The 24,926-nt window shown below is 73.6% G+C and carries 18 protein-coding genes; 7 read left to right on the plus strand and 11 right to left on the minus strand.

The genetic code is table 11. The annotated features are described in order from the left end of the window. Nucleotides 1-47: 47 nt before the first annotated feature. The 5 genes from OTB16_RS02020 to OTB16_RS02040 are packed head-to-tail and all read right to left on the minus strand — an operon-like array spanning nucleotide 48 to nucleotide 5,993. Nucleotides 48-1,388, minus strand: coding sequence for a styrene monooxygenase/indole monooxygenase family protein (locus OTB16_RS02020; protein ID WP_324290762.1), 1,341 nt, complete (start codon nucleotides 1,386-1,388; stop codon nucleotides 48-50). 28 nt (nucleotides 1,389-1,416) lie between these two features. Next, entirely contained in the window at nucleotides 1,417-2,037 is a 621-nt protein-coding gene (locus OTB16_RS02025) for a GTP-binding protein (protein ID WP_267717861.1), read from the minus strand. Then, nucleotides 2,018-2,413, minus strand: a complete 396-nt coding sequence (locus OTB16_RS02030; RefSeq protein WP_267718375.1) for a DUF742 domain-containing protein — start codon at nucleotides 2,411-2,413, stop codon at nucleotides 2,018-2,020. The genes OTB16_RS02025 and OTB16_RS02030 overlap by 20 nt, the downstream gene beginning before the upstream one ends. A 50-nt stretch (nucleotides 2,414-2,463) precedes the next feature. After that, nucleotides 2,464-2,937, minus strand: a complete 474-nt coding sequence (locus tag OTB16_RS02035; protein ID WP_267717862.1) for a roadblock/LC7 domain-containing protein — start codon at nucleotides 2,935-2,937, stop codon at nucleotides 2,464-2,466. Further along, nucleotides 2,934-5,993: a sensor histidine kinase gene (locus OTB16_RS02040; RefSeq protein ID WP_267717864.1), complete on the minus strand. Its 3,060-nt coding sequence runs from the start codon at nucleotides 5,991-5,993 to the stop codon at nucleotides 2,934-2,936. The genes OTB16_RS02035 and OTB16_RS02040 overlap by 4 nt, the downstream gene beginning before the upstream one ends. A 377-nt stretch (nucleotides 5,994-6,370) precedes the next feature. Between OTB16_RS02040 and OTB16_RS02045 the strand changes: the two genes are divergently transcribed. Continuing rightward, the gene (locus OTB16_RS02045) at nucleotides 6,371-7,144 is read left to right on the plus strand and encodes a protein phosphatase 2C domain-containing protein (RefSeq protein ID WP_267717865.1); all 774 of its coding nucleotides are present in this window, start codon (nucleotides 6,371-6,373) and stop codon (nucleotides 7,142-7,144) included. A 308-nt stretch (nucleotides 7,145-7,452) separates the two neighbouring features. Here the strand turns inward: OTB16_RS02045 and OTB16_RS02050 are convergent, their stop codons facing one another. The 3 genes from OTB16_RS02050 to OTB16_RS02060 form a co-directional block, all read right to left on the minus strand. After that, entirely contained in the window at nucleotides 7,453-7,893 is a 441-nt protein-coding gene (locus tag OTB16_RS02050; RefSeq protein ID WP_267717866.1) for a MarR family winged helix-turn-helix transcriptional regulator, read from the minus strand. Between the two features lie 103 nt (nucleotides 7,894-7,996). Then, nucleotides 7,997-10,402 carry an endopeptidase La gene (lon, locus tag OTB16_RS02055; protein WP_267717867.1) on the minus strand — a complete coding sequence of 802 codons (2,406 nt, stop codon included), beginning with the start codon at nucleotides 10,400-10,402 and terminating at the stop codon, nucleotides 7,997-7,999. A 147-nt stretch (nucleotides 10,403-10,549) separates the two neighbouring features. Next, nucleotides 10,550-10,978, minus strand: a complete 429-nt coding sequence (locus tag OTB16_RS02060) for a nuclear transport factor 2 family protein (RefSeq protein WP_267717868.1) — start codon at nucleotides 10,976-10,978, stop codon at nucleotides 10,550-10,552. Between the two features lie 86 nt (nucleotides 10,979-11,064). Here OTB16_RS02060 and OTB16_RS02065 point away from each other — a divergent pair, with 86 nt between their 5' ends. Together OTB16_RS02065 and OTB16_RS02070 are read left to right on the plus strand one after the other, a co-directional pair. Beyond that, a complete protein-coding gene (locus OTB16_RS02065) occupies nucleotides 11,065-11,634 on the plus strand; it encodes a PadR family transcriptional regulator (protein WP_267717869.1) in 570 nt (189 codons plus the stop codon). Then, nucleotides 11,621-12,424, plus strand: a complete 804-nt coding sequence (locus OTB16_RS02070) for an SGNH/GDSL hydrolase family protein (protein ID WP_267717870.1) — start codon at nucleotides 11,621-11,623, stop codon at nucleotides 12,422-12,424. Before OTB16_RS02065 ends, OTB16_RS02070 begins: the two co-directional genes overlap by 14 nt. A gap of 45 nt (nucleotides 12,425-12,469) precedes the next feature. Here OTB16_RS02070 and OTB16_RS02075 read toward each other — a convergent pair whose 3' ends face one another. Then, complete coding sequence (locus tag OTB16_RS02075) at nucleotides 12,470-13,225, minus strand: DUF4097 family beta strand repeat-containing protein (RefSeq protein ID WP_267717871.1); 756 nt, start codon at nucleotides 13,223-13,225, stop codon at nucleotides 12,470-12,472. 98 nt (nucleotides 13,226-13,323) lie between these two features. Continuing rightward, entirely contained in the window at nucleotides 13,324-14,658 is a 1,335-nt protein-coding gene (locus OTB16_RS02080; RefSeq protein ID WP_267717872.1) for a glycosyltransferase family 39 protein, read from the minus strand. 107 nt (nucleotides 14,659-14,765) lie between these two features. Here OTB16_RS02080 and OTB16_RS02085 point away from each other — a divergent pair, with 107 nt between their 5' ends. The 4 genes from OTB16_RS02085 (at nucleotide 14,766) to OTB16_RS02100 (ending at nucleotide 21,594) form a co-directional block, all read left to right on the plus strand. Beyond that, nucleotides 14,766-15,326 carry a hypothetical protein gene (locus OTB16_RS02085; protein ID WP_267717873.1) on the plus strand — a complete coding sequence of 187 codons (561 nt, stop codon included), beginning with the start codon at nucleotides 14,766-14,768 and terminating at the stop codon, nucleotides 15,324-15,326. A gap of 220 nt (nucleotides 15,327-15,546) precedes the next feature. Next, complete coding sequence (locus OTB16_RS02090) at nucleotides 15,547-16,287, plus strand: response regulator transcription factor (protein ID WP_267717874.1); 741 nt, start codon at nucleotides 15,547-15,549, stop codon at nucleotides 16,285-16,287. After that, nucleotides 16,284-17,387: a HAMP domain-containing sensor histidine kinase gene (locus OTB16_RS02095; RefSeq protein ID WP_267717875.1), complete on the plus strand. Its 1,104-nt coding sequence runs from the start codon at nucleotides 16,284-16,286 to the stop codon at nucleotides 17,385-17,387. Before OTB16_RS02090 ends, OTB16_RS02095 begins: the two co-directional genes overlap by 4 nt. Before the next feature lie 271 nt (nucleotides 17,388-17,658). Next, nucleotides 17,659-21,594, plus strand: coding sequence for a multifunctional oxoglutarate decarboxylase/oxoglutarate dehydrogenase thiamine pyrophosphate-binding subunit/dihydrolipoyllysine-residue succinyltransferase subunit (locus OTB16_RS02100; protein WP_267717877.1), 3,936 nt, complete (start codon nucleotides 17,659-17,661; stop codon nucleotides 21,592-21,594). 165 nt (nucleotides 21,595-21,759) lie between these two features. On the opposite strand, the gene fxsT is transcribed toward OTB16_RS02100, so the two are convergent. Next, complete coding sequence (gene fxsT, locus OTB16_RS02105) at nucleotides 21,760-24,885, minus strand: FxSxx-COOH system tetratricopeptide repeat protein (protein ID WP_267717878.1); 3,126 nt, start codon at nucleotides 24,883-24,885, stop codon at nucleotides 21,760-21,762. Nucleotides 24,886-24,926: the final 41 nt, after the last annotated feature.

Here is a 24,926-nt window from a genome sequence, read left to right on the forward strand (position 1 = left end):
CCGCCGCCGCTGCCCGGCGCGGACGCGGCGGCGGGCGACGACACCGGCTACTCCGCCGAGGAAGCGCCCGAGGCGGCGGAGGCCGCACCCGCGTCCGCGTCCGCGACAGCGGAGCCCGATCCCGAGCCGGAGCCCGGGACCGGGCCCGCCACCGACGCCGAGACCTCGGCCAGGTAGTCCGCCGCGTCCTCGGGGTCGTAGAAGTACCCGTCGAAGTCGGCCGGGTTGTCGAAGCCGTTGGCGAAGCGGTCCGCCACCGGCTGGAGCTGCCCGGCCGCGCCGATCAGGTTCAGCACGTGCTCCGGCGGGACGCCCAGCATCGCGTTCGTCCACTGGGTCACCGGCTTGCCGGTGGTGAACCAGAACTTGTCGAAGGTGGCCTTCATCCACGCCTCGTCGAACGGCTTGTCCCCGTGCATCAGGATCGACGACAGGTACGAGGCCGCGCACTTGGAGGCCGAGTTGGAGCCCTGGCCGGTGATCGGGTCGTTGGCCACGACCACGTCGGCGACGCCCAGCACCAGACCCCCGCCCGGCAGCCGGCCGATCGGGTTGCGGACCACCGGCGCGTAGCGGCCGGCGAGGGTGGCGCCCGCGTCCGTGAGCTCCACGTCCGTCGCCCGGGCGTGCTCCCACGGCGTGAACGTCCGCATCAGCTCCAGCGTGAGCTTCAGGTGCTCCGCCGGGTCCTTGACGCCGTTGAACGCGTCCACCGGCCCGCCCGGCACGCCCTCCCAGAACAGGATGTCCGCGCGGCCCGACAGGGTGAGGGTCGGCATGACGAACAGTTCACCGACGCCCGGGACCAGGTTGCAGCGGACCGCCTCCGTCTCCGGGTGCTCCGGGCGCGGGCCGAGCCCGTGCACGTAGCTGACGGCGAGCGCGCGCTGCGGGGCGTCGTACGGGGAGCGGGCGGTGTCGCGGCCGAACATGGAGACCAGTTCGCCCTTGCCGGCCGCGATCAGCACCAGGTCGTACGTACGGGAGAAGTAGTCCAGGTCGGCGACGGACGCGCCGTGGACGACCAGCTGACCGCCGCGCTGCACGAAGGCGTCGAGCCAGCCCGCCATCTTCAGGCGCTGGTCGACGGATTGCGCGTACCCCTTGAGGCGGCCGAGCCAGTCGACGGGCCGGCTCGCGTCGGGGGCGCCCACCGAGACGCCCACGCCCTCGATCCGGGGGGCCTGCTGCTCCCAGAAGTTGATCCGGAGGTCGCGTTCGTGCTGGAGCGCCGTGTCGAACATGCATTGCGTGGACATGACCCGCCCGGCGCGGATCTCGTCCGCCGTCCGGTTGGACATGAGGGTGACGTCGTAGGCCTTCGATTGGAGTCCGAGGGCGAGCTGGAGACCGGACTGTCCGGCTCCGACCACGAGTATCTTGCGCATGTCGTTCTCGATTCGCGTCTGGTCGGTGCTATTCGGGAGTGCTGTCGAGCGCGTGCGCCACCAGCGTCAGCAGGGATTCGACGACCGTCCGGCGACTCCGCGCGTCCATGATCACCACGGGGACGTGGGGCGGGACGGTGAGCGCCTCGCGCACGTCGTCCGGTTCGTACGAGCGGGTGCCCTCGAAGTGGTTGACGGCGACGGCGTACGGCAGGCCGCAGCTCTCGAAGTAGTCGAGCGCGGGGAAGGAGTCGCGCAGTCGGCGGGTGTCGGCCAGGACGATCCCGCCGACGGCGCCGCGCACCAGGTCGTCCCACATGAACCAGAACCGCTCCTGGCCGGGGGTCCCGTACACGTACAGCACGAGGTCGTCGTCCAGGGTGACGCGGCCGAAGTCCATCGCGACGGTGGTGGTGTTCTTCTCCGGGGTCGCGGACAGGTCGTCGGTCGGGACGCTGGCCTCGGTCATCACCGCCTCGGTGCGCAGCGGGGCGATCTCCGAGACGGAGGAGACGAAGGTGGTCTTGCCGACGCCGAAGCCGCCGGCGACGAGCACCTTGACGGCGACGGGGGCGCGGGAGCGGTCGTACTGCCAGGCCTGTACGGACTCGTCGGCCGGCGCCGGCCGGTCAGAGACGGCGGAGCCCACTGAGCACCCTTTCCAGCAGCGCGCGCTCGGGCCGGCCGGTGCCGTGGCCACTGCCGTACACGCGGATCCTTCCCTGGTCGGCGAGGTCGCTGACGAGCACGCGGACCACGCCGAGGGGCAGCTTCAGCAGCGCCGCGATCTCGGCGATCGTGCGCATGCGGCGGCACACCTCGACGATGGCGGGCATCTCGGGCATCCGGTCGGGCTTCCGCGGCTCCGACGCCTTGGTGTCCAGGGCCGCGACGAAGGTCTCGACGAGCAGGACGTGCGTGAAGCGGGTGCGGCCGCCCGTGAGGGAGTACGGGCGGACGCGGGCGGGACGGCGGTCGGCGCCGCGTACCGGCAGGCCGGGTATCGGCGGACCGGACGTCGGCAGGCCGGACGTCGGCAGGCCGGGTATCGGCAGCCGGTCGGAGGCCGGACTCCTCACGGGGTTTTCTCCATCGACTGGCGCAGCTCGCTGCGGACTTCGGGGGTCAGGACGTGGCCGGCGCGGCCGACGAACAGGGCCATGTGGTAGGCGACGACGCTCATGTCGCAGTCGGGCGTGGCGTGCACGCCCAGCAGGGAGCCGTCGCTGACGGCCATGACGAAGACGGAGCCGTGCTCCATCGCCACCATGGTCTGTTTGACGGAGCCGCCGTCCATGAGGGCGGCGGCGCCGGTGGTGAGGCTGCCCAGGCCGGAGACGATCGTGGCCAGATCGGCCGAGGCCCCGCGCGGACCTTTGGGCCGGCCCTGCGGGGACTCCGCTCCCGGCTCGGAGGAGAGCAGCAGGAGCCCGTCCGAGGAGACGACGGCGACGGAGTTGACGCCGGGCACCTCCTCGACCAGGTCGGTCAGCAGCCACTGCAGGTTGCGGGCCTGGGTGCTCAGTCCGTACGTACTGGGCGCGGTCATGTGCGTGCCTCCTGTGCGGTGTCCCCCTGGTCGGTCTGACCCTGCCCCCGGTCCTGCGTGTGGTCTTGGTCGCCCGCGAGTTCGGCCGCGACGACGCGGCGCCCGTCCTGGGCCCCCTGGTAGAACCCGCCGAGCCGGCGGCGCAGCTCGTCGGCGTCGACCCGGCGCGGCGGCTCGGGCCGTACCTCGTCGGTACGGGCGCCGGCCACCGCGCGCGGGGTCCGCTTCGGCAGGCCCTTGTCCGTAACGGCCTCGGCGGGATCGGCGGCCTCGGCGGGATCGTCGGGGTGACTGCCCTGACGGGGCAGCCAGTTGCCATCGGCGGCGGCATGCGCGTGCGGCTCTGCCTCCGGCGCGGATGCGGGGGCGGGAGCCGGGGCGTGCTCCGGGGTGTACGCGGACTCCGGTACGGGCTCCGGGTCGTGCTCCGGCGCGGTGGGTTCCGCGTCCGGGACGAGCCGGGCGAGGAGCTGCTCCTCGGGGGCGGAATCCGCCGGGACGGTGAACACCTGCTCGGCCGGGGGCAGCTGCTCCGCCGGACCGTCGGCGTCCGGGACCACCCGGGCGAGCATCTCCTCGGCGGGCTCGGGGTGGGCGGCGTCCGCGGCCGGGCCCGGGGCCGGAACGGTGAGGGCCGCGTCGGCCTTCTCCGCCGGGTCCGTACCCGTCGTCTCCGCGGCGGCGGGCATCGCGGACAGCGGCAGCACGGCCGCGGTGGCCTCGGGCCGGGCGGCGGCCGGGAACGGCCCGTGCTCCGCCTCCGCGCCGGACTCGTCGGCGTCGTCAGCGACAGCGTCAGCGCCCGGGTCGGCGGCGGCGGGCTCCGCTCCGGCCTCGGCCTGGTCCGCGTACGCCACGGGTTCGGCGGCCCAGCCCGGCACGCCCGATGCCGCGGGCTCCGCCAGGGCGGCCGCCCGGGGCTCCTCGGCCGGGGCCTCGGCGCGCCGGCGGGTCGGCAGCGTGTTCTCGTTCGCCTCCGCGATCACACCCGGCAGGTGCAGCGCGGACGCTCCCGGGATGCCCAGCGCGTGGATCGCCGAGGTGGGCGGGGTCGTGGGCAGCAGCGCCGCCGGTACGACCACCAGCGCCTCGGTGCCGCCGTGCCGGGGGGCCCGCAGTTCGGCGGTGACCCCGTGCCGCGCGGCCAGCCGCCCGGCCACGTACAGGCCGAGGCCGAGGCCGTGTTCCGCCTCGGGCTCCTCGTCGTACGCCTCGGGGGTGGACAGCCGGAGGTTCAGCGCTTCCAGCCGGTCCGCGGTGATCCCGATGCCCTCGTCGACGACGGAGATCACCGCGTCACCGGATTCCAGCAGCCGGCCGGACACCTTCACCTTGGCGTCCGGCGGCGAGAACGTGGTGGCGTTCTCCAGCAGTTCGGCGACCACGTGCGAGATGTCGTCGGCCGCGTGCCCGGCGACCTGGGTGAAGGAGGGCAGCGCCGCGAGGTCGACGCGCTCGTAGCGCTCGATCTCGCTGACGGCGGCCCGCATCACGTCGACCAGCGGCACCGGTGCCGCCTGGCCGTGGCCGTGCTCCTGGCCGGCGAGGACCAGCAGGTTCTCGTTGTGGCGGCGCATCACGGTCGCCAGGTGGTCGAGCTTGAACAGGGTCGCCAGCCGGTCCGGGTCCTGCTCCTTGGACTCCAGCTCCTCGATGACCGCGAGCTGGCGTTCCACCAGGCCCAGGGTCCGCAGCGACAGGGAGACCGAGGTCGTCGACATGACGCGCCGGTGTTCCTCCAGGCCCGCCCGGAGCTTCGTCAGCTCCTCTTCCAGCACCTCGCGGCCGGCGGTCAGCGCCTCGTTGCGGCCGATCATGCGGCGGCGGTCGGCGTCGAGCCCGGCGATCCGCGTGTGCAGGGAGACCGTCTGGTCCCGTACGGCGTTGAGGTGGCGGACGACCTCGGCGAACTCGTCGTTGCGGCCCGTGAACCGGACGGGCTCCACCGAACCCTCCGGCGTCGCCAGCCGCTCCGCGCCGCGGCGCAGGACCGACAGCGGCCGGGTGAGCGAGCGCGCGACGGCGGTGGAGAAGCCGACACTGAAGAGGAACAGCACGCCCAGCAGGGCGACCACGGTCTCCAGCCGGGTCACGTCGTCGTCGCGCAGGGAGGCGAGCGCGGTGGCCCGCTGGCCCGCGAGCGTCGACTCCACGGACCTCATGCGGTCGAGGCGGGAGGTGAGCGCGGAACCGACGGCGGCGCCGTCGGTCTTGCGGTCGGCCGGAGTCAGGGTGGGCCGGTCGGTGAGGCGCTTGAGGTAGTCGTCGGCCGTCTTGACCTCGGGGCCGGTGACGGTGGCGGCGAGGGTCTGGCGCACGTCGGGCCGGGCGGCCCGGGCGAAGTCCTCCAGGGCGGCCTGCTCCCGTACCCGGGACCGCTGTGCGGCGGTGGTGAGCTCGTCCACGACGGCGGAGTTGGGGGACTGCTCCCCCTTCGGGACGGCCAGCGCGGCCAGCAGCAGTCCACGGGTGGCGGAGGCCTGCTCCACGGCCTGGCCGAGGGGGGCCATGGGCCGGGTGGTGGCGAGGGCGCCGACGGCGCGCGGCGGGGTGAGCTCGGTGAGCCGGTCGCCGGGGGCGAGGAGTTCGGCGATGAGACCGGCGTACGCCTGGTGTGCGGCGAGGGCGCTGCCCTTGCCGTCGACGGCCTCGGTGCGGACGGTCCGGAGCCGGCCGAGGGCGCGGGCGGTCTGCTCGTCGGCGTCGGCCTGGACCTCGGTGATCTGCCGGTCGGTGCGGGCGGTGCGTTCGTCCACGGGCGCCTTGGCGGAGCCGGGGCGGCCCTTGGCGGCGTACTCGACGACCGCGTCGCGCTCGTCTCCGAGGAGGTGCGCGAGGGTGAGGCTCTGCCGGGTCTGCTCCGCGAGGACGACCAGGTTCTGGGAGTCGTTGAGTTCCCTCGTGGCGGAGACGACGGCTGGCGCGCCGGCCACGAGGACGGTGAGGCCGGCGACGGCTACGCCTACGACCAGCCTGCGGCGCACGCGGACGCGGCGTCCTGCGGGTGCCGGGCCGTCTATGGCGGTGCCGTTCTTCCGAGACCGCTTCTTCTGCACCGGTGCTCGCAATCCTGTACGTGTGCTCTTGCTCGTCTACTCGTGTGGCCGAGGTAACGGCCGGTCAACAAGTAAACGCCCCCTGCCTCCTCGTACCGCCACAGACCTTTGCAGTGTGTCGGGGAGAGAGCCGCCCATCGTCCACCCGGCCACTCGAACGAGTGAACATCACGGATGAGTTGGCGACCAACTCGGGCACCCGGTGTCAGAGCGCGTCCGTGGACGGGCGGTTGAAAGATCGACGGGGGCTTTGGCAGTATGCCCGCCCACAGGTCCGCCGCCGCCGCTCCGCAGGGCCGGCCGGCCCCGCGGAGGCGCCCCCTGCTTGGTACGGACCTGGCCGTGCGCCCCGGGTCGCCGAGGGGCACCATGTCCGCATGCGCATCGACCTCGCCTCGGCCCCCGGCGACCCGGAACGCCCCAATGAGGACTGGCTGTCGGCCGCGATGCCCGCCGCGGGCGGGGGCGTCCTGGTGGCCCTGGACGGGGTCACCCCGCCGCGGGACGGGGACGGGTGCGTGCACGGGGTGCCGTGGTTCGCGGCGCGGCTCGGCGGCCGGTTGACCGAACTGTCCGGATCGCGGCCGGACCTGCCCCTGGACCGGATCCTGGCGGAGGCCGTCCGCGCCACGGCCGGGGCCCACGGCGGGACCTGTGACCTTTCTCACGTACGGACGCCCCAGGCGACGGTGGTCGTCGTCCGGTGGGACGAGGCGTACGTGGAGCACCTGGTGCTCTCGGACTCCGTCCTGCTCCTCCAGGCGCCCGGCGGCGAGGTGACGGCGGTGCTCGACGACCGGCTGGACCGGGTCCCGCGGGAGGTGCTGCGCTCGGTGGCCGCGACGGACGCGCTGCGGAACGCGGAGGGCGGCTTCTTCACGGCGGCGGCGGACCCGGCGGTGGCGGCCCGCGCGGTGACGGGGCGCACCCCGCGCGGTCAGGTCCGGGCGGTGGCCGCGCTGACGGACGGGGCGAGCCGGTGGACGGACACGTTCGGGGAGGGCGACTGGGCGCAGTGCATGGCGGTGCTGCGAAAGGAGGGCGCGGAGGGCCTGATCGCCCGGGTCCGCGCCATGGAGTGCGACCCGGCCCGGCCGCGGGCCCGCCACAAGCGCCACGACGACGCCTCGGCGGCGTACGCGGAGCTGTAGGCGGGGCTCCGCCCCGGGGACTCCGCGCCTCAAACGCCGGCGGGGCTGGAGACGCGCCCCGGCGGGCCGGGGGTGTCGGGCGGGGCGGTTGGCTCGGAGCAGGGCGGGGCGGCTGCCGCGCCGGGGGTGTCGGGCAGGCCCGGCACAGGACGGCGGGCCGGAAGGCGCCGGGGCGAGCCGGACAGCCGGGAGGCCGAGCCGGACAACCGGACGGCCGGGAGGCCGAGCCGGACAGTCGGACGGCCGGACGGCCGGACGGGCGAGTCGGACGGGGTGGGGGTGAGTGGGCCGGAACGGGTGCCGGGGCCCTATTCGGCTCCCGCGTTCAACTGGTTCAGCAGGCGGGCCAGTTCCGCCACTTCGCCGCGGTCCCAGTCGGCGAGTTTGCGCATGTACTGCTCGCGCCGGGCGTCGCGCACCCGCAGGAAGCGCTCGCGGCCCTCGTCCGTGAGGCCGACCAGGAAGGCCCGCCCGTCGGCGGGATCGGGCTCGCGGGCCACCAGGCCCAGCACCTCCAGGGCCCGCAGCTGCCGGCTCATGGTGGCCTTGCCGACGCCGAAGTACGCGGCTAGCTCGGTGGCCCGCTGGCGGCCGGCGGCCTCCAGGCGGGTGAGGAGCCCGTACGCGGCGGGTTCCAGTTCCGGGTGGAGCTCGCGGGCCATCTCCCCGGAGGAGGCCCGGGCCCGCCGGAGGAAGACGGACAGCTCCCGCTCCAGGGCAAGGAACTCCTGGTCTTCGCTCCCGTGCACGTACCGCTCCTTCGGTGGTGGGGTGGGCGCCCAGTATTTCGCAGCGGACACACCGGCGGCCCGGGGCCCCGCCGCAGCGGGACCCCGGGCCGGGCGGCGCCGGTCAGGCCGCCGCCGTGACGGGCACCGCCGGGACGGCCGCCCCGGCCAGGGCGATCTCCAGGACCTGCCGTACGTCCGTCACCGGGTGCACCTCCAGCCCCTCCAGTACCTCGGCCGGGACGTCGTCCAGGTCTGCCTCGTTCCGCTTCGGGATGATCACCGTGGTCAGCCCGGCCCGGTGCGCGGCCAGCAGTTTCTGCTTGACCCCGCCGATCGGCAGTACCCGCCCGGTAAGCGAGACCTCGCCGGTCATCGCCACGTCCGTGCGCACCTGGCGTCCGGAGAGCAGCGAGGCGAGGGCCGCCGTCATGGTGATGCCGGCGCTCGGCCCGTCCTTGGGCACCGCGCCCGCCGGGAAGTGGATGTGCACGCCCCGGTCCTTCAGGTCGGCCACCGGCAGTTCCAGTTCCGCGCCGTGCGAGCGCAGGAAGCTGAGCGCGATCTGCGCCGACTCCTTCATGACGTCGCCGAGCTGGCCGGTGAGCGTGAGCCCGGCGGCCCCCGTCTCGGGGTCGGCGAGCGAGGCCTCCACGAACAGCACGTCCCCGCCGGCGCCGGTGACCGCAAGGCCGGTGGCCACGCCGGGGACGGCGGTGCGCCGCTCGGCCGGGTCCTGGGCGGACTCCGGTACGTGGTGCGGGCGCCCGATCAGCCCGCGCAGATCGCCGGCGCCGATGCGCAGCGGCAGTTCGCGCTCCCCCAGCTCGTGCTGGGAGGCCACCTTGCGCAGCAGCCGGGCGAGGGACCGCTCCAGGGTGCGTACGCCCGCTTCGCGGGTGTACTCCCCGGCGAGCCTGCGGAGCGCGTCCTCCTCCAGGACCACCTCGTCGGCGGCGAGCCCGGCCCGCTCCAGCTGGCGCGGGAGCAGGTGGTCGCGGGCGATGACGACCTTCTCGTCCTCGGTGTAGCCGTCGAGCCGTACGAGTTCCATCCGGTCGGCCAGGGCCTCCGGGATGGACTCCAGGACGTTGGCGGTGGCGAGGAACACCACGTCGCTGAGGTCGAGCTCGACCTCCAGGTAGTGGTCGCGGAACGTGTGGTTCTGTGCGGGGTCCAGGACCTCCAGCAGGGCGGCCGCGGGGTCGCCGCGGAAGTCGGAGCCGACCTTGTCGATCTCGTCGAGGAGGACCACCGGGTTCATCGAGCCGGCCTCCTTGATGGCCCGTACGATCCGGCCCGGCAGTGCGCCGACGTAGGTCCGGCGGTGCCCGCGCACCTCGGCCTCGTCCCGTACGCCGCCGAGCGCGACCCGGACGAACTTGCGGCCCATGGCGTGCGCGACCGACTCCCCGAGGGAGGTCTTGCCGACGCCGGGCGGGCCGACGAGTGCGAGCACGGCGCCGCCGCGCCGTCCGCCGATGACGCCCATGCCGCGCTCGCCGCGCCGTTTGCGGACGGCCAGGTACTCGGTGATGCGGTCCTTCACGTCACCCAGCCCGGCGTGCTCGGCGTCGAGGACGGCCCTGGCGCCGCGGATGTCGTAGCGGTCCTCGGTCCGCTCGTTCCAGGGCAGTTCGAGGACGGTGTCCAGCCAGGTGCGGATCCAGGAGCCCTCGGGGCTCTGGTCGCTGGCCCGCTCCAGCTTCTCGACCTCCTTGAGCGCGGCCTCGCGGACCTTCTCGGGGAGGTCGGCGGCCTCGACGCGGGCGCGGTAGTCGTCGGACTCGGGCCCGTCCTCCCCGCCGTTCAGCTCGCGCAGTTCCTTGCGCACGGCTTCCAGCTGGCGGCGGAGCAGGAACTCGCGCTGCTGCTTGTCGACCCCGTCCTGGACGTCCTTGGCGATGGACTCGGCGACGTCCTGCTCGGCGAGGTGGTCGCTGAGCGCCTTGACGGCGAGGCGGAGGCGGGCGACGGGGTCGGCCGTCTCCAGCAACTCCACCTTCTGGGCCAGCGTCAGGAAGGGCGAGTAGCCGGAATTGTCCGCGAGGGCGGAGACGCCCTCGATCTGCTGGACCCGGTCCACGACCTGCCAGGCCCCGCGCTTCCTGAGCCAGCTGGTGGCGAGGGCCTTGTACTCCTTGACGAGCTCGGCGACGGCCCCGGGCAGCGGCTCGGGCACGTCCTCGTCGGCGGTCTCGCCCTCGACCCAGAGCGCCGCCCCGGGCCCGGTGGTGCCGGCCCCGATACGGACGCGCCCGCGGCCGCGGATGAGCGCCCCGGGGTCGCCGTCGGAGAGCCGTCCCACCTGCTCGACGGTCCCGAGCACCCCGGTCCCGGCGTACGTCCCGTCGACCCGCGGCACGAGCAGCACCCGGGGCTTCCTCCCGCCCGCCGCGGCCTGGGCCGCTTCCACGGCACCCCGCACCTCGGCGTCGGACAGGTCCAGCGGAACGACCATCCCTGGCAGCACGACCTCGTCGTCGAGCGGCAGTACGGGCAGGGTGAGCGTTTCGGACGTCGAAGCCATGATTTTCCCTCCGGCAGTGAAGTTGAGCTATGCCGACTCAATGCACGTGAGCCCCGCAATGTTCCCCCCACCCCGTTCGCCCGGGGCGAACGGGGTGTCACCCGAGGTGACGGCCGGTGCCGGGCCGGCCGGGGGGGAACGGAGCGGTCAGGTCGTGGGGTCGGGGGCCAGGCCGTCGGCCTGGAGGCCCTTGAGGACTGCCGCGCCGAGGGCCTGGACGGCCGACATGGGGCGGACCATCACCGTCAGCTCCTTGATCAGGCCCGCTCCGTCGAACTGGAACAGGTCCATGCCGTGGATCTCCTTGCCCTCGACCGTGGCCCGGAAGATCAGGATCTGCGACGGCGCCTCCTCGCCGTCGGAGCTCGTCTCGGCCGCGCCGTCGAGGCGACCGACGTAGCGGAAGTCCTCGAAGGTGCGCAGCAGCACGCCGAGGAGCCCGAGCACGGCGGGCCGGCCCTCGAAGGGGATGAACTTCACCGGGCTGTACAGGCGGACGTCCTCGGTGAACAGCTCCGTCAGCGCGGCGAGGTCGCGCGTCTCGACGGCTGCGCGGAAGCGTGCGGCGGTTTCCATGGACCCTCCAGATACTCAAAAACATGACTAGTCTTGTTCATGAGTAGGATGCGGGTCCGGACGAGAGAGCGGAAGGGGGCGCCGCGATGGCTTTGAGACACGCCGTACTGGCGGCTCTGCTGGGTGGCGACTTCAGCGGGTACGAACTGGCCAAGGAGTTCGGCCTCGGCGTCGCGAACTTCTGGCACGCCCAGCCCCAGCAGCTGTACGCCGAGCTGGCCAAGCTGGAGGCCGAGGGAATGGTCGTCGGCCGGCAGGTGGTCCAGGAGTCCCGGCCCAACAAGCGGCTGTTCCGCGTCACCGACACGGGCCTCGCCGAGCTGGAGCGGTTCGCGGCGGCCCCCTCGAAGCCCTCCTTCATCCGCGACGACCTGCTCGTCAAGGTCCAGGCCGTCGACCGCCTCGGGACGGGTCCGGTGATCGAGCAGCTGGACGCGCGCGCGGCCGCCGCCGAGGCCAAGATCGAGCTGCTCGGCAAGCTGCTGGTCCGGCTGCGCGGCGACGCGGACGAGGAGGAGTTCCTGCGCCGCGGGCGGCCGATCGGCCCGTACCTGACCTGCCGGCGCGGCCTGGCCTTCGAGGAGGAGCACCGGGACTGGTGCCGGAGCACCGCCGCGGTCCTGCGGGAGAGGCAGGTGCTCCGTGCCGAGCGCTGAGTACCCCGGATTCGGGCGCTACGTGGCCCTCGGCGACAGCCAGACCGAAGGCGTCGGAGACGGCGACGAGACCACCGGCCTGCGCGGCTGGGCCGACCGGCTCGCCGAGCACCTCGCCGCCGCCGAACCCGGGCTGCGGTACGCGAACCTCGCCGTGCGCGGCCGCCTCGCCCGGCAGGTCCGTGCCGAGCAGCTGGCGCCCGCCCTGGCCCTGCGGCCCGGTCTGGCCACCGTCGTCGCCGGGTTCAACGACCTGCTCCGGCCCCGGTTCGACCCGGCCGCGGTGACCGCGGACCTGGAGGCGATGTTCGCCGCGCTCACGGCCTCCGGGGCCCGCGTGGCCACCCTCGCCTTCCCCGACATCGGCCGCATCGCGCCCATGGCCCGCCCGCTCGCGCCGCGCGTGGCCGACCTCAACACCCGCGTCCGCGCCGCGGCGGCCCGGCACGGGGTGACGGTCGTCGAGACCGCCGGTTACGCCGTCAGCACCGACCCGCGGCTGTGGACGGCCGACCGGCTGCACGCCGGCCCCCTGGGCCACGAGCGGATCGCCGCGGCCGCCGCGCACGCGCTGGGCGTGCCGGGCAGCGGCGACGCCTGGACGCACCCGCTGCCGGACCGGCCGCTCCCCGGCGCCCCGGCGGCCGTGGCGGCCGTGGCGGCCGAACTGCGCTGGGCGGCCGGGTTCCTGGGCCCCTGGGCCGTACGCCGCCTGCGCGGCCGCTCCAGCGGCGACGGCCGGTCGGCGAAGCGCCCGCTGCTCCTGCCCGTGGCCCCGCCGGGGCCGTGAGGTGCCGGGGCCCGTGACGCGCCCGGGCCCCCGCGACGGGACCGGCTAGCCGAGCGCCCCGACGCGGACGTCGCCCGAGGTGGTCTTCGCCGCGAGGCGGGAGGTCGCCGCGGGGTCGGTGGGGACGGTGACGTCGCGGTCGCCCGAGGTGGTGGACACGGCGACCCGGTAGGGGCCGGAGGGGACCTTCAGGGTGACGTCGCCCGAGGTGCTCTCGGCGCTGACCGAGGCGGGGGCCCGGGTGAAGTCCAGGCGGGCTTCCCCCGACTTCGAGCGGACCTCGGCGCTCGGGCCGGCCAGCCCGGTGGCGGTGATCGTGCCCGAGGACGTACGGACCTTCAGCGGGCCGGTGATCGCGTCGGCCCGCACGTCGCCCGAGTCGGACTCGACGTCGGCGGCGGCCACGCCCGTCACGGTGACGCGGCCGCTGCTGCCCTCGATCGTGACCGCGGCCGAGGCCGGAACTTCCAGGCGGTAGTCGACGGAGCAGTCGCGGGAGCAGCCGGAGGTGAAGGTCAGGACGCCGCCGGTCACGCGCTGGCCGACCTCCGGGGCGGTGGCCCCGCGGTAGTGGACGGTGCGCCGCACGGCGACCCCCGGCCCCGTCCCGGCCGTGACCTCGACCGACCCGGACCGGACCCCCGTCAGCCGGACCGCCGTCACGGCCTCGGTGACCGTGGCGTCGGCGGCGACCGACGTGCGGACCACCTCTCCGAAGGTGCATCCGGCGAGCAGGAGCGCCGCGCCGAGGACGGCGACCGCGGTGGGGACGAGGCGAACTGACGGGGTGTGAAGGGGCATGCCCCCATCGTCGGCGCCGGAGCGCCCCGGGCCGATGGTGCCGGTACCCGGACCCCGGGTGGGGTTAACCCCCGGCCGCGCCGCCCGCCGCCCCGCCGTCAGGGCTCGCAGGTGCCCGGAGCCGCGTACACCGCGACGCGGGCGCCCCGGACGGCGGTGACCGAGCACAGGTCGAACCAGGCGGCCAGGGTCTGCCGCTTCACCGCCTCACGCGGGTACGGGTCCACCGGCTCCTCGGCCGGGTCCAGCAGCACGATCACCCGGGGCGACGCGATGAGCGCCTCGCGGAGCTCCACCGAGGGCAGTTCGGTGCCCTGGAGGCTGCGCGAGGCCGCCGGGGTGCGGTCCAGGGCCACGTCCCGCAGTCCCCCGTACGTCTCCGGCGAGGAGAGCAGCCATTCCCGCCGCCGCGACGGGAGGAACACCACCGCGTCGCCCGGCCGGGCCGCCTCGCGGACGGCCGCGGCCACCGCCCGGGCGTCGTCCTTGCGGCTCTCGGGCGTCCGCAGCCACGCCGACCAGAGCGCGCACGGCACCAGGAGCGCGGCGGCCGCCGCCCAGGGCCACCGGCCCCGTACGGCCCCCCACCGGACCGCCGCCAGCCGGGCGCCGGCGAGCAGGGCGAGCCCGGCCAGGGAGTAGAGCACGTACCGGTCGACGTACCAGGGGTGCACCAGGGACACCGCCATCAGCACCCCCGGCGGCAGCAGCGCCAGCGGCACGGCCACCCGTACGAGGTCCCGCTCCGCGGCGCCCCGGGCGAGCAGCAGCACCGCGCCCGCGAGCACCCCGTACGCCGTCCAGTCCTGCCAGGTGGGCCGCCCGAGCCAGCCGAGCTGCTGCTCCGCCTGCCGCGCGCTCACCAGCGCCAGCGGCAGCAGCAGGACCGCGACGGCCCCGGCGGCCAGCCGCCAGCCGCGCGAGCGCCAGGCGGTGACGGCGTGGGCGGGCAGCGCCAGTACGGCGAACTCGTGCAGCCAGCAGCCGATGAGCAGCACCGCCGCGTAGGCCGCCCAGCGCCGGCAGAGCATCAGGTACGTCGCCCACACCACCGCGGCCGCGACCAGGGCGTACGAGCGCCCCTCCTGCGCGTACATCTGCACTGGCGGGAGCACGGCGTACACCACCCCGGCGATCAGCGCCGCCCGCTCCCCCGCGAGCCGGCGGGCGAGCGCGGCCACCCCGGCGGCCGCGAGGGCCGTGGCGGCGACGGACGGCAGCCGCAGGGCCCACAGGCCTCCGTCCCAGGCGAGGAAGACCCCGTGGATCAGCAGGTAGTACAGCCCGTGGACGGCGTCCACCTGGCCCAGCAGCTCCCAGAGCCCGCCCAGCGGCCGGTGGGCCACCTGCCAGGTGACGGACTCGTCGCGCCACAGACCGCCGCCGCGCTCCAGGCACCAGAGGCCGAGGAGCAGGGCGGTCAGCGCGGGCACGACGCGCCAGGGCGCGATGCGGCGGATGGCGGCCTCCGGGAGCTGTTCGGATCGGGTGCGGGGACTCCATACTCGGGGTTCGGCCCGAGTACCCGCGGAGGTGGGGCATGCGAGCACGACGAACGGTGCCGGTGGCGGCCGCCGCGCTGCTGGGCGCGATGCTCCTGGGCGCGTGCGGTCCCTCCGGATCGGCCGCGCCCGACTCCCCCTCCGGCGGGCCCGGTTCGCCGACCGGTTCCGCGGCCCCCTCCCCCTCCCCGGGCGGTGCCACGCCCGGCCCGGCCGCGAGCCCGAGCACCGTGCCGGCCCCCGGCCGTACCGTCACCGCCTCGGAGACCCTCGTACGGGCCACGCGGTCCGGCGGTTTCGCCGGCCAGGCCCACACCCTGATCGTCAAGGGCGACGGATCCTGGACCCGGCTGGACGCCCGGGCGAACCCGGACGGCTCCGGCCGGCTGGCGCCGGACCGGCTCGCCGCCCTGACCGCCGCGCTCCGCGAGGCGGACTTCGCCCGGCTGCCGAGGTTCTCGAAGAACGCGACCACGGTCTACGACGGGTTCGCCTTCACGGTCGCGCACGGCGGTCACGAGGTGGCCGCCGAGCAGGGGGCCGAGCCCCCCGCCCTCGCCAGGGTGCTGGAAGCGCTGCCCCCGTTCACCGCGAACTGACGGAGTGTCCGGCCCGCCCGGGCGCCGCCCGCCACAACCGGAACAACCGGAACGCAGCCGTCCACCGGCCGGTCCCGCGAGGGCGGACGCACCTGGCACATTCCCCCTCCGACCAGCACTTTCGGTACAAATACCCTGTCCGAACCCCGCATAGCCGCAGGCCGGTGCCTCCTCTACGCTGCACCCCACCACGCAGATCTTCACGGGGCGGGACCGGGACATGGAACAGACGCACACCACGCACAACGGCGCATCGGCGACACCCGGCGCCCAGCGGCGCGTGCTCGTCGTCGAGGACGACCGCACCATCGCCGAGGCCATCGCGGCCCGGCTCCGGGCCGAGGGCTTCCAGGTGCAGACGGCCGCGGACGGTCCGGCGGCCGTCGGCGCGGCCGAGAGCTGGCTGCCCGAGCTGCTGGTCCTGGACATCATGCTGCCCGGCTTCGACGGGCTCGAGGTCTGCCGGCGGGTCCAGGCCCAGCGGCCGGTCCCGGTCCTGATGCTCACCGCCCGGGACGACGAGACGGACCTGCTGGTCGGGCTCGGGGTCGGCGCGGACGACTACATGACCAAGCCGTTCTCGATGCGCGAGCTCGCCGCCCGGGTCCACGTCCTGCTGCGCCGCGTGGAACGCGCCACGCTCGCCGCGCACGCCCCGCGCGGGGCCACCCTGCGCCTGGGCGACCTGGAGATCGACCACGCGCAGCGCCGGGTCCGGGTCCAGGCCGAGGACGTGCACCTGACGCCGACCGAGTTCGACCTGCTGGTGTGCCTGGCCGGCACCCCGCGCGCGGTGCTCTCGCGGGAGCAGCTGCTGGCGGAGGTGTGGGACTGGGCCGACGCGTCCGGGACCCGTACGGTCGACAGCCACATCAAGGCCCTGCGCCGCAAGATCGGCGCGGAACGCATCCGTACGGTCCACGGCGTCGGGTACGCCCTGGAGACCCCGGCGCAGGCGTGAGCGCCCCGCCCGGGAGGCCACGGCAGCGGCAACGGCCGCGGCAGCGCCCCGCCGGGGGGCTGCGGCCCTTCTCGCCCTTCTCCATCAAGACGAAGCTGGGCACCCTCGTGGTGGTCTCGGTGTTCATCACCACGGGCCTGCTGATGGTGGCCCTGCGCACCGACACGGAACTGCGGTTCATCACGGTCTTCTCCGTGATCGCCTCGATGCTGATCACCCAGTTCGTGGCGCACAGCCTGACGGCGCCGCTCGACGACATGACGACGGTGGCCCGGGCGATCTCCCGCGGCGACTACACGCGGCGGGTCCGCGAGGCGGGCCGCCGCGACGAGCTGGGCGACCTGGCCTCCACGATCAACCTGATGGCCGACGACCTGGAGGCCGTGGACCGGCACCGCAAGGAGCTCGTCGCCAACGTCTCGCACGAGTTGCGCACGCCCATCGCGGCGCTGCGGGCGGTGCTGGAGAACGTGGTGGACGGGGTCTCGGCGGCTGACCCGGAGACCATGCGGACGGCCCTGAAGCAGACCGAGCGCCTGGGGCGGCTGGTGGAGACCCTGCTGGACCTGTCCCGGGTGGACAACGGGGTGGTGCCGCTGCGGGCCCGGCGCTTCGAGGTGTGGCCGTACCTGTCGGGGGTGCTGAAGGAGTCCGGGCTGGCGGCGGCGGGCCGGCCCGGGCTGTCCTCCGGCTCCGGCGGGCACACCCGCAACGACGTGCACCTGCACCTGGACGTCTTCCCGTCCGAGCTGGCGGCGTACGCGGACGCCGAGCGGCTGCACCAGGTGGTGGCGAACCTGATCGACAACGCGGTCAAGCACAGCCCCGCGCACGGCCGGGTCACGGTCCGCGCCCGCGCCGGTGACGCGCCCGGGAGCCTGGCGCTGGAGGTGCGCGACGAGGGCCCGGGCATCCCGGAGGCGGAGCGCCACCGGGTCTTCGAGCGGTTCAACCGGGGCAGTGCCCGGGGCGGCGACGGCGGGACCGGGCTGGGCCTGGCAATCGCCCGGTGGGCCGTGGAGCTGCACGGCGGGCGCATCGGAGTGGCCGAATCGTCACGGGGATGCCGCATCCTCGTCACGCTTCCGGGCAGCTCGTAGGCGCCGGGTTGACGTAGGGTTCGAGTGGGAAGGACATGATCTCGGCCACATCCAGCCGGGGTCCGTCAGGGGTGCGAAGCCATGGGGGCCGCAACCTGGGTGCCCCCTACCCGAACCACGCTTGTTTCCCGCCATTCAGGGCGGCGAAACCCGCCGTTCGATGTGACCTACGCGACGGATGTCCCGCCCGGTCTGCATGTCGCCCCCCAGGAGGCGTAGCCTTTATTCCCGCTGTCCATACCTTGTGAAGCGGAAGAGGGCGGTTGCCGCCGTGTCGCCACAGTCCCCCAGTAACTCGAGCACCACGACCGAAGCAGCAGAGGGCGGGAAGACCCCTGCCACGAGCTTCGGTGCAAATGAGTGGCTCGTCGACGAGATCTATCAGCAGTACCTCCAGGACCCGAACTCGGTCGACCGGGCCTGGTGGGACTTCTTCGCGGACTACAAGCCCGGAGGCGCCGTCGCGCCCGTGAAGGCCGAAGAGCCGAAGAGTTCCCCGACGACGGACGGCGCCTCCGCACAGGCCGCCCCCGCCGTCGCCGCGGCCCCGCGGACCGCCGATGCCGCCACGGGGGCGGCGCCCGCCGCCGCCGCGCCGACCTCAGCCTCCGCGCCCACGGCCGTGCCAGTTCCTGCCCCTGCTCCTGCCACCCCCTCTGGTGCCCCTGCTGTGACTGTCACCTCCCAGGCTCCGGCCGCCGCACCGGCCGCGTCCTCCTCCCCGGCACCGGCTCCGGCCGCGGCCGCTCCCTCCTCCGCAGCCCCCAAGGCAGCCCCCGGTGCGAGCACCGGCTCCACCGGAGCGGCTGACGCCGCGCCCGCCACTGGGGCCCCCGCGGGCCCCGAGCTGGTGACGCTCCGCGGCCCGTCCGCTGCCGTCGTCAAGAACATGAACGCCTCCCTGGAGGTGCCGACGGCCACGTCCGTCCGCGCCGTCCCGGTGAAGCTGCTCTTCGACAACCGCATCGTCATCAACAACCACCTGAAGCGCGCCCGGGGCGGGAAGATCTCCTTCACCCACCTCATCGGCTACGCGATGGTGCAGGCCATCAAGGCCATGCCGTCGATGAACTACTCCTTCACGGAGAAGGACGGCAAGCCGACCCTGGTCAAGCCGGAGCACATCAACTTCGGCCTGGCGATCGACCTGGTGAAGCCGAACGGCGACCGCCAGCTCGTCGTCGCCGGCATCAAGAAGGCCGAGACGCTCAACTTCTTCGAGTTCTGGCAGGCGTACGAGGACATCGTCCGCCGCGCCCGCGTCGGCAAGCTGACGATGGACGACTTCACGGGCGTCACCGTCTCGCTGACCAACCCCGGCGGCCTGGGCACCGTGCACTCCGTGCCCCGCCTGATGCCCGGACAGTCGGTCATCATGGGCGTCGGCTCCATGGACTACCCCGCCGAGTTCCAGGGCACCTCGCAGGACACCCTGAACAAGCTGGGCATCTCCAAGGTCATGACCCTGACCTCGACCTACGACCACCGGGTCATCCAGGGCGCGGCCTCCGGCGAGTTCCTGCGCGTCGTCGCGAACATGCTGCTCGGCGAGAGCGGCTTCTACGACGACGTCTTCGAGGCGCTGCGCATCCCGTACGAGCCGGTCCGCTGGCTCAGGGACATCGACGCCTCGCACGACGACGACGTCACGAAGGCCGCCCGCGTCTTCGAGCTGATCCACTCCTACCGGGTCCGCGGCCACGTCATGGCCGACACCGACCCGCTGGAGTACAAGCAGCGCAAGCACCCCGACCTCGACATCACCGAGCACGGCCTCACCCTGTGGGACCTGGAGCGCGAGTTCGCGGTCGGCGGCTTCTCCGGCAAGTCGATGATGAAGCTCCGCGACATCCTCGGCGTCCTGCGCGACTCGTACTGCCGCACCACCGGCGTCGAGTTCATGCACATCCAGGACCCGAAGCAGCGCCGCTGGATCCAGGACCGCATCGAGCGTCCGCACTCCAAGCCGGAGCGCGAGGAGCAGCTGCGCATCCTGCGCCGGCTGAACGCCGCCGAGGCCTTCGAGACGTTCCTGCAGACGAAGTACGTCGGCCAGAAGCGGTTCTCCCTGGAGGGCGGCGAGTCCGTCATCCCGCTGCTCGACGCCGTCATCGACTCGGCCGCCGAGGCCCGCCTCGAAGAGGTCGCGATCGGCATGGCCCACCGCGGCCGCCTGAACGTCCTGGCGAACATCGTCGGCAAGTCGTACGCGCAGATCTTCCGCGAGTTCGAGGGCAACCTCGACCCGAAGTCCATGCACGGCTCCGGCGACGTCAAGTACCACCTGGGCGCGAACGGCACGTTCACGGGCCTGGACGGCGAGCAGATCAAGGTCTCGCTCGTCGCGAACCCCTCGCACCTGGAGGCGGTGGACCCGGTCCTGGAGGGCGTGGTCCGCGCCAAGCAGGACATCATCAACAAGGGCGGCACGGACTTCACGGTCCTGCCCGTCGCCCTGCACGGCGACGCGGCCTTCGCGGGCCAGGGTGTGGTCGCCGAGACGCTGAACATGTCGCAGCTGCGCGGCTACCGCACCGGCGGCACCGTGCACGTGGTCATCAACAACCAGGTCGGGTTCACCGCCGCCCCGGAGTCCTCGCGTTCCTCGATGTACGCGACCGACGTGGCCCGCATGATCGAGGCGCCGATCTTCCACGTGAACGGCGACGACCCGGAGGCCGTGGTCCGCATCGCGCGGCTCGCCTTCGAGTTCCGTCAGGCGTTCAACAAGGACGTGGTCATCGACCTCATCTGCTACCGCCGCCGCGGGCACAACGAGTCTGACAACCCGGCGTTCACGCAGCCGCTGATGTACGACCTGATCGACAAGAAGCGCTCGGTGCGCAAGCTGTACACCGAGTCCCTCATCGGTCGCGGCGACATCACCCTGGAAGAGGCCGAGCAGGCCCTCCAGGACTTCCAGGGCCAGCTGGAGAAGGTCTTCGCGGAGGTCCGCGAGGCCGCCACGCAGCCCGCGGTCAGCGCGCCGGTCCCGGTGGCGCAGCCGCAGTTCCCGGTGGTCGTGAACACCGCGATCTCGCAGGAGGCGGTCAAGCGGATCGCCGAGTCGCAGGTCAACATCCCGGAGCACGTCACCGTGCACCCGCGTCTGCTGCCGCAGCTGCAGCGTCGCGCGTCGATGATCGACGAGGGGACCATCGACTGGGGCATGGGCGAGACCCTGGCCTTCGGTTCGCTGCTGATGGAGGGCACTCCGGTCCGGCTGTCGGGCCAGGACTCCCGCCGCGGCACGTTCGGCCAGCGCCACGCGGTCCTGATCGACCGGGAGACCGGCGAGGACTACACCCCGCTGCAGTACCTGGCGGACGACCAGGCGCGCTACAACGTCTACGACTCGCTGCTCTCCGAGTACGCGGCCATGGGCTTCGAGTACGGCTACTCGCTGGCCCGCCCCGAGGCGCTGGTCCTCTGGGAGGCCCAGTTCGGTGACTTCGTCAACGGCGCGCAGACCGTCGTCGACGAGTTCATCTCCTCGGCCGAGCAGAAGTGGGGCCAGACGTCCGGCGTCACGCTGCTGCTGCCGCACGGCTACGAGGGCCAGGGCCCGGACCACTCGTCCGCGCGCCCCGAGCGCTTCCTCCAGATGTGCGCGCAGGACAACATGACGGTCGCGATGCCGACCCTGCCGTCGAACTACTTCCACCTGCTGCGCTGGCAGGTCCACAACCCGCACCACAAGCCGCTCATCGTCTTCACCCCGAAGTCGATGCTGCGTCTGAAGGCGGCGGCGTCGAAGGCGGAGGAGTTCACGACCGGTTCGTTCCGTCCGGTCATCGGTGACGCCACCGTGGACCCGAACGCGGTGCGCAAGGTCGTCTTCTGCGCCGGCAAGGTCTACTACGACCTGGAGGCCGAGCGGGAGAAGCGCGGCATCACGGACACGGCGATCATCCGCATCGAGCGGCTGTACCCGCTGGCGGGTGCGGAGCTCCAGGCGGAGATCGCCAAGTTCCCGAACGCGGCGAAGTACATCTGGGCGCAGGAGGAGCCGGCGAACCAGGGTGCGTGGCCGTTCATCGCGCTGAACCTGATCGACCACCTCGACCTGGCGGTCGGCGCGGACGTCCCGGCGGGCGAGCGCCTGCGGCGCATCTCGCGCCCGCACGGCTCGTCCCCGGCGGTGGGCTCGGCCAAGCGGCACCAGGCGGAGCAGCAGCTGCTGCTGAACGAGGTCTTCGAGGCCTAGCCACTGCGCGGCTCAGCGGTACGGAAGGCCCGGCCCCCTCAGGGAGACCGGGCCTTCCCCCTTCCGGGGCACATCCAGCCTCGCCCGGCCACATCCGGCTCAGCCGGGGCACATCCAGCCTCGCCGGCGTTTGAGGCGCGGGGTCTGGGGCGGAGCCCCGGGGAGCTACGGCTGGGGTTCGAAGTCCCAGTAGGGGCGGGTCTGTTGCTTCGCGGACACCGTGTGGACGTGCTGCGGCCCGAGCACGCGGGTCAGCGACCGGATGCCCGCCTCCTCGTGCTTGCCGGCCTCGACGTCCTCCCGTACCGACCGCAGGTCCGCCGCCAGGGCGATCTGCGCGCTCAGCGTCATGGGGTGGTCGGGGCCCAGGACCCGTTCGGCGGTCCGCAGCGTCTGCCGGCTGAGGTCGAGCGCGTCCTCCAGGCGGCCGGTGATGTTGCGGTGCCCGGTGGCGTTGAGGGCGCAGCCCAGGGTCCAGGGGTGGCGGTCGCCGAGCGCCCCCCGCATCCCGGCGAGGGCCTGCTCGGCGAGGTTCAGGGCCTCGGCGCGCTCGCCCTGCGCGCGCAGGACGAGGCCGAGGTTGCCGACGGTGCCGATGCTGTACGGGTGGGCGAGGCCGAGCTGCGTCTGGTAGCCGCGCACGACGTCCTCGGAGATCCGGCGGGCTTCGCCGATGTCCCCGTACTCCCGGAGGTAGGTGGCGTAGTCGGAGGCCACCATCAGCGTCCACGGGTAGTCGACGCCGAAGACGCGCGTCGCCCGCTCCCACACGGTCCTCAGCCGCAGCCCGGCGCCGGTGATGTCGCCGGAGCGGCGCAGGCACATGCCGAGGTTGTGTTCTGCGCGCAGGGTCTGCGGGTGGCCGAGGCCGAGGACCTGGGTGTTGAGCTTGACCCCCTGTTCCTGCCGGGTCTGCGCCTCCCGGTAGCGGCCCATGAGGCGCAGGCCCATCGCGCAGGCGATCCCGGAGGACAGGGTGGAGATGTGCTGGGGCCGCAGGATGCGCTCGCGGCGGCGCAGGGTGTCCAGGTCGAGGTCGTACGCGTCCTGGTAGCGGCCCAGCAGCCGGTAGGTGGCGGCCAGGTTGTTCTGGGCGCCGAGGGTGGTGGAGTCGTCCTCGCCGAGCAGCTCGCGGTAGGTGGCGAGGCAGTGCTCGAAGATCTGCCGGGCCGGTTCGAACTTGGCGATGCACAGCAGGACGCCGCCGTACGCGCTGACGGCGCGCAGGGTCTCCAGGTCGCGTTCGCCGCGCTCCTCGGTGAGCCGGTCGGCGACGGCTTTGGTGAGGGTCTCGGCGCGGCGGAACAGGCCGAGGTTGCGCAGGGCTCCGCCGTACTGGTAGCTGAGCTCGCGGACCTTGGGGTGGTCCTCGCCGAGCTGGGCGCGCCAGGCCCGGTCGGTCTCCTCGGACAGCCGCAGGCAGGTGCGGTACTCCCCGGCGAGGAGCAGGTAGCGCAGGCAGTGCAGCAGGAAGTTCTGGATGCGCGGGTTGCTGCTGGTGAGCACGCCGGAGGTGGACAGGTGCGGGACGAGTTCGGCGTAGCGGGGCCAGAGCCGGGAGTCGGAGGGGCGGCCCGGGTCGGCGGCGGCGAGGACCTGGCGGACGGCGCGGGCGAGGGGTTCGGCCTCGTCCTCGGAGAGGTTGGCGCGGACGATGCCGTGGACCATGCGGTGCAGCTGTACGGTCTCCAGGCCGCCGCCTCCCTCCTCCACGGGCAGGTCGGAGTACTCGAGGCGGACGACGGAGAACTGGACGAGCTTGTTGAGGGCGGCGTTCCAGCGGATCTGGTCGTTGATGAGCCCCGCGAGCTGTTCGGGGACGTTCTCGACGGGGAACTCGCGGAGCAGCCGCAGCGGTACCGGGCCGGGGGCGAAGAACACGAACAGCCGGAGCAGGGCGAGGGCGTCGGGGAAGTTCTCCCGGACGTTGTTGAGGAGTATCGCCAGCGCGGTCGGGAAGGGCAGCGGGTAGTCGTCGGAGACGAGGACGGCCTCGCGGGAGTCCAGCCGGCGCTGGAGCAGGTCCAGGTAGTCGCCCACGGTCAGCGGGGAGTCGGCGAGCCAGCCGGCGGTCTGGTCGAGGGCGAGGGGGTAGTCCTCCAGGGCCTCGGCGAGCTGGTCGGCCTCCTGGGCGGTGAGCCGCAGGGCCCGGCGCCGGATGAAGGTGATGGACTCGGGCCGGGCGTAGAGCGGGACTTCGACGAGGCTGGTGTGCCGGGTCGCCCATTCCCGGTTGCGGGAGGTGATGATGACGTCGCCCGCGCCGGAGGGCAGCAGGTCGGTGAGGTCGTCGGGGTTGTCGCAGCCATCGAAGACGAGCAGCCAGCGGTGGTACGGGCTTCCGCGGCGCAGTGCTTCGAGGACGGCCCGGATCTGCTCGCCGTAGCTGCCGGCGCCGCGCGGCAGCCCGAGGGCCGGGGCCAGGTCGGCGAGGCGCTCGCGCAGGGTGGGCCGGTCCTCGGCGGGGACCCACCAGACGACGTCGTACTCGGAGGCGAAGCGGTAGGCGTACTCGGTGGCGACCTGCGTCTTGCCGACCCCGGACAGTCCCAGCAGGGTGACGGTGGAGGCGCCGGGCGGGGCTTCGGTGAGGGCCGCGCGCAGGGTGCCGATGACGTCGTTGCGGCCGGTGAAGCGGGGGTTGCGGCGCGGGATCCGGCCCCAGATCTCGGGCGGGTCGTTGGGGAAGCGGGGGCCGCGGCGGCCGGTCTCGGTGCCGATGCGGTCGGTGGGCAGCTCCAGGCGGCGCAGGACGCGGTACTCGGCCTCGTACGCGTCCAGGCCCCACAGGTCGGTCTTCTCCAGGACGGCGACGGCGCTGGGCAGCGGGGCGTCGGTGAGGCAGACGGCGGCGAACCGGTCGGGGTGGCGGTCGGTGACGGCGCGCAGGGCGGTGTTCCACTCCTCGTCGGCGTGGGTGCCGGCGGAGAAGTAGCGTTCGCTGAGGACGAGGAGGACCCGGCTGCCGGAGCGGGCGAGGTCGTCGAGCGCGGGGGCGAGGCCGGGGCTGTTCTGGGGGTCCCAGCGCTGGAGGGCGACGCGGTGGCCGTGCTCCTCCAGGCGGTGGGCGATCCACACGGCCCAGGGGCGGTTGAAGCCGGCGAAGCTGATGACGAAGCGCTGCGGCTGGCCCGGGTACGCGATCGGATGCCCGGCCGGATGCGCGGTCGGATGCTGGCTCGGGTCAGGGTTCTGCTGCTGGCCCTGCTGCAGGCTCTGGTGGGGATTCTGGTGCGGGTGTTGCTGCTGCTGCGCTGCCGCGTCGCGATCCTGCCGGCTACCGGTGGTCATACGGCCGTCTCCCTGGAATCCGGGCAGTGGACGGGGTTGAA

The sequence above is a fragment of the Streptomyces antarcticus genome (assembly GCF_026627255.1).
GTDB classification, from domain to species: Bacteria; Actinomycetota; Actinomycetes; order Streptomycetales; family Streptomycetaceae; genus Streptomyces; species Streptomyces antarcticus.

Excerpts from the sequence above, each read along its gene's own strand:
- OTB16_RS02020 (WP_324290762.1), bottom strand. The coding sequence starts at position 1,388 with ATGCGCAAGATACTCGTGGTCGGAGCCGGACAGTCCGGTCTCCAGCTC.
- OTB16_RS02035 (WP_267717862.1), bottom strand. The coding sequence starts at position 2,937 with ATGACCGCGCCCAGTACGTACGGACTGAGCACCCAGGCCCGCAACCTG.
- OTB16_RS02045 (WP_267717865.1), top strand. The coding sequence starts at position 6,371 with ATGCGCATCGACCTCGCCTCGGCCCCCGGCGACCCGGAACGCCCCAAT.
- lon (WP_267717867.1), bottom strand. The coding sequence starts at position 10,402 with ATGGCTTCGACGTCCGAAACGCTCACCCTGCCCGTACTGCCGCTCGAC.
- OTB16_RS02060 (WP_267717868.1), bottom strand. The coding sequence starts at position 10,978 with ATGGAAACCGCCGCACGCTTCCGCGCAGCCGTCGAGACGCGCGACCTC.
- OTB16_RS02065 (WP_267717869.1), top strand. The coding sequence starts at position 11,065 with ATGGCTTTGAGACACGCCGTACTGGCGGCTCTGCTGGGTGGCGACTTC.
- OTB16_RS02075 (WP_267717871.1), bottom strand. The coding sequence starts at position 13,225 with ATGCCCCTTCACACCCCGTCAGTTCGCCTCGTCCCCACCGCGGTCGCC.
- OTB16_RS02085 (WP_267717873.1), top strand. The coding sequence starts at position 14,766 with ATGCGAGCACGACGAACGGTGCCGGTGGCGGCCGCCGCGCTGCTGGGC.
- OTB16_RS02090 (WP_267717874.1), top strand. The coding sequence starts at position 15,547 with ATGGAACAGACGCACACCACGCACAACGGCGCATCGGCGACACCCGGC.
- fxsT (WP_267717878.1), bottom strand. The coding sequence starts at position 24,885 with ATGACCACCGGTAGCCGGCAGGATCGCGACGCGGCAGCGCAGCAGCAG.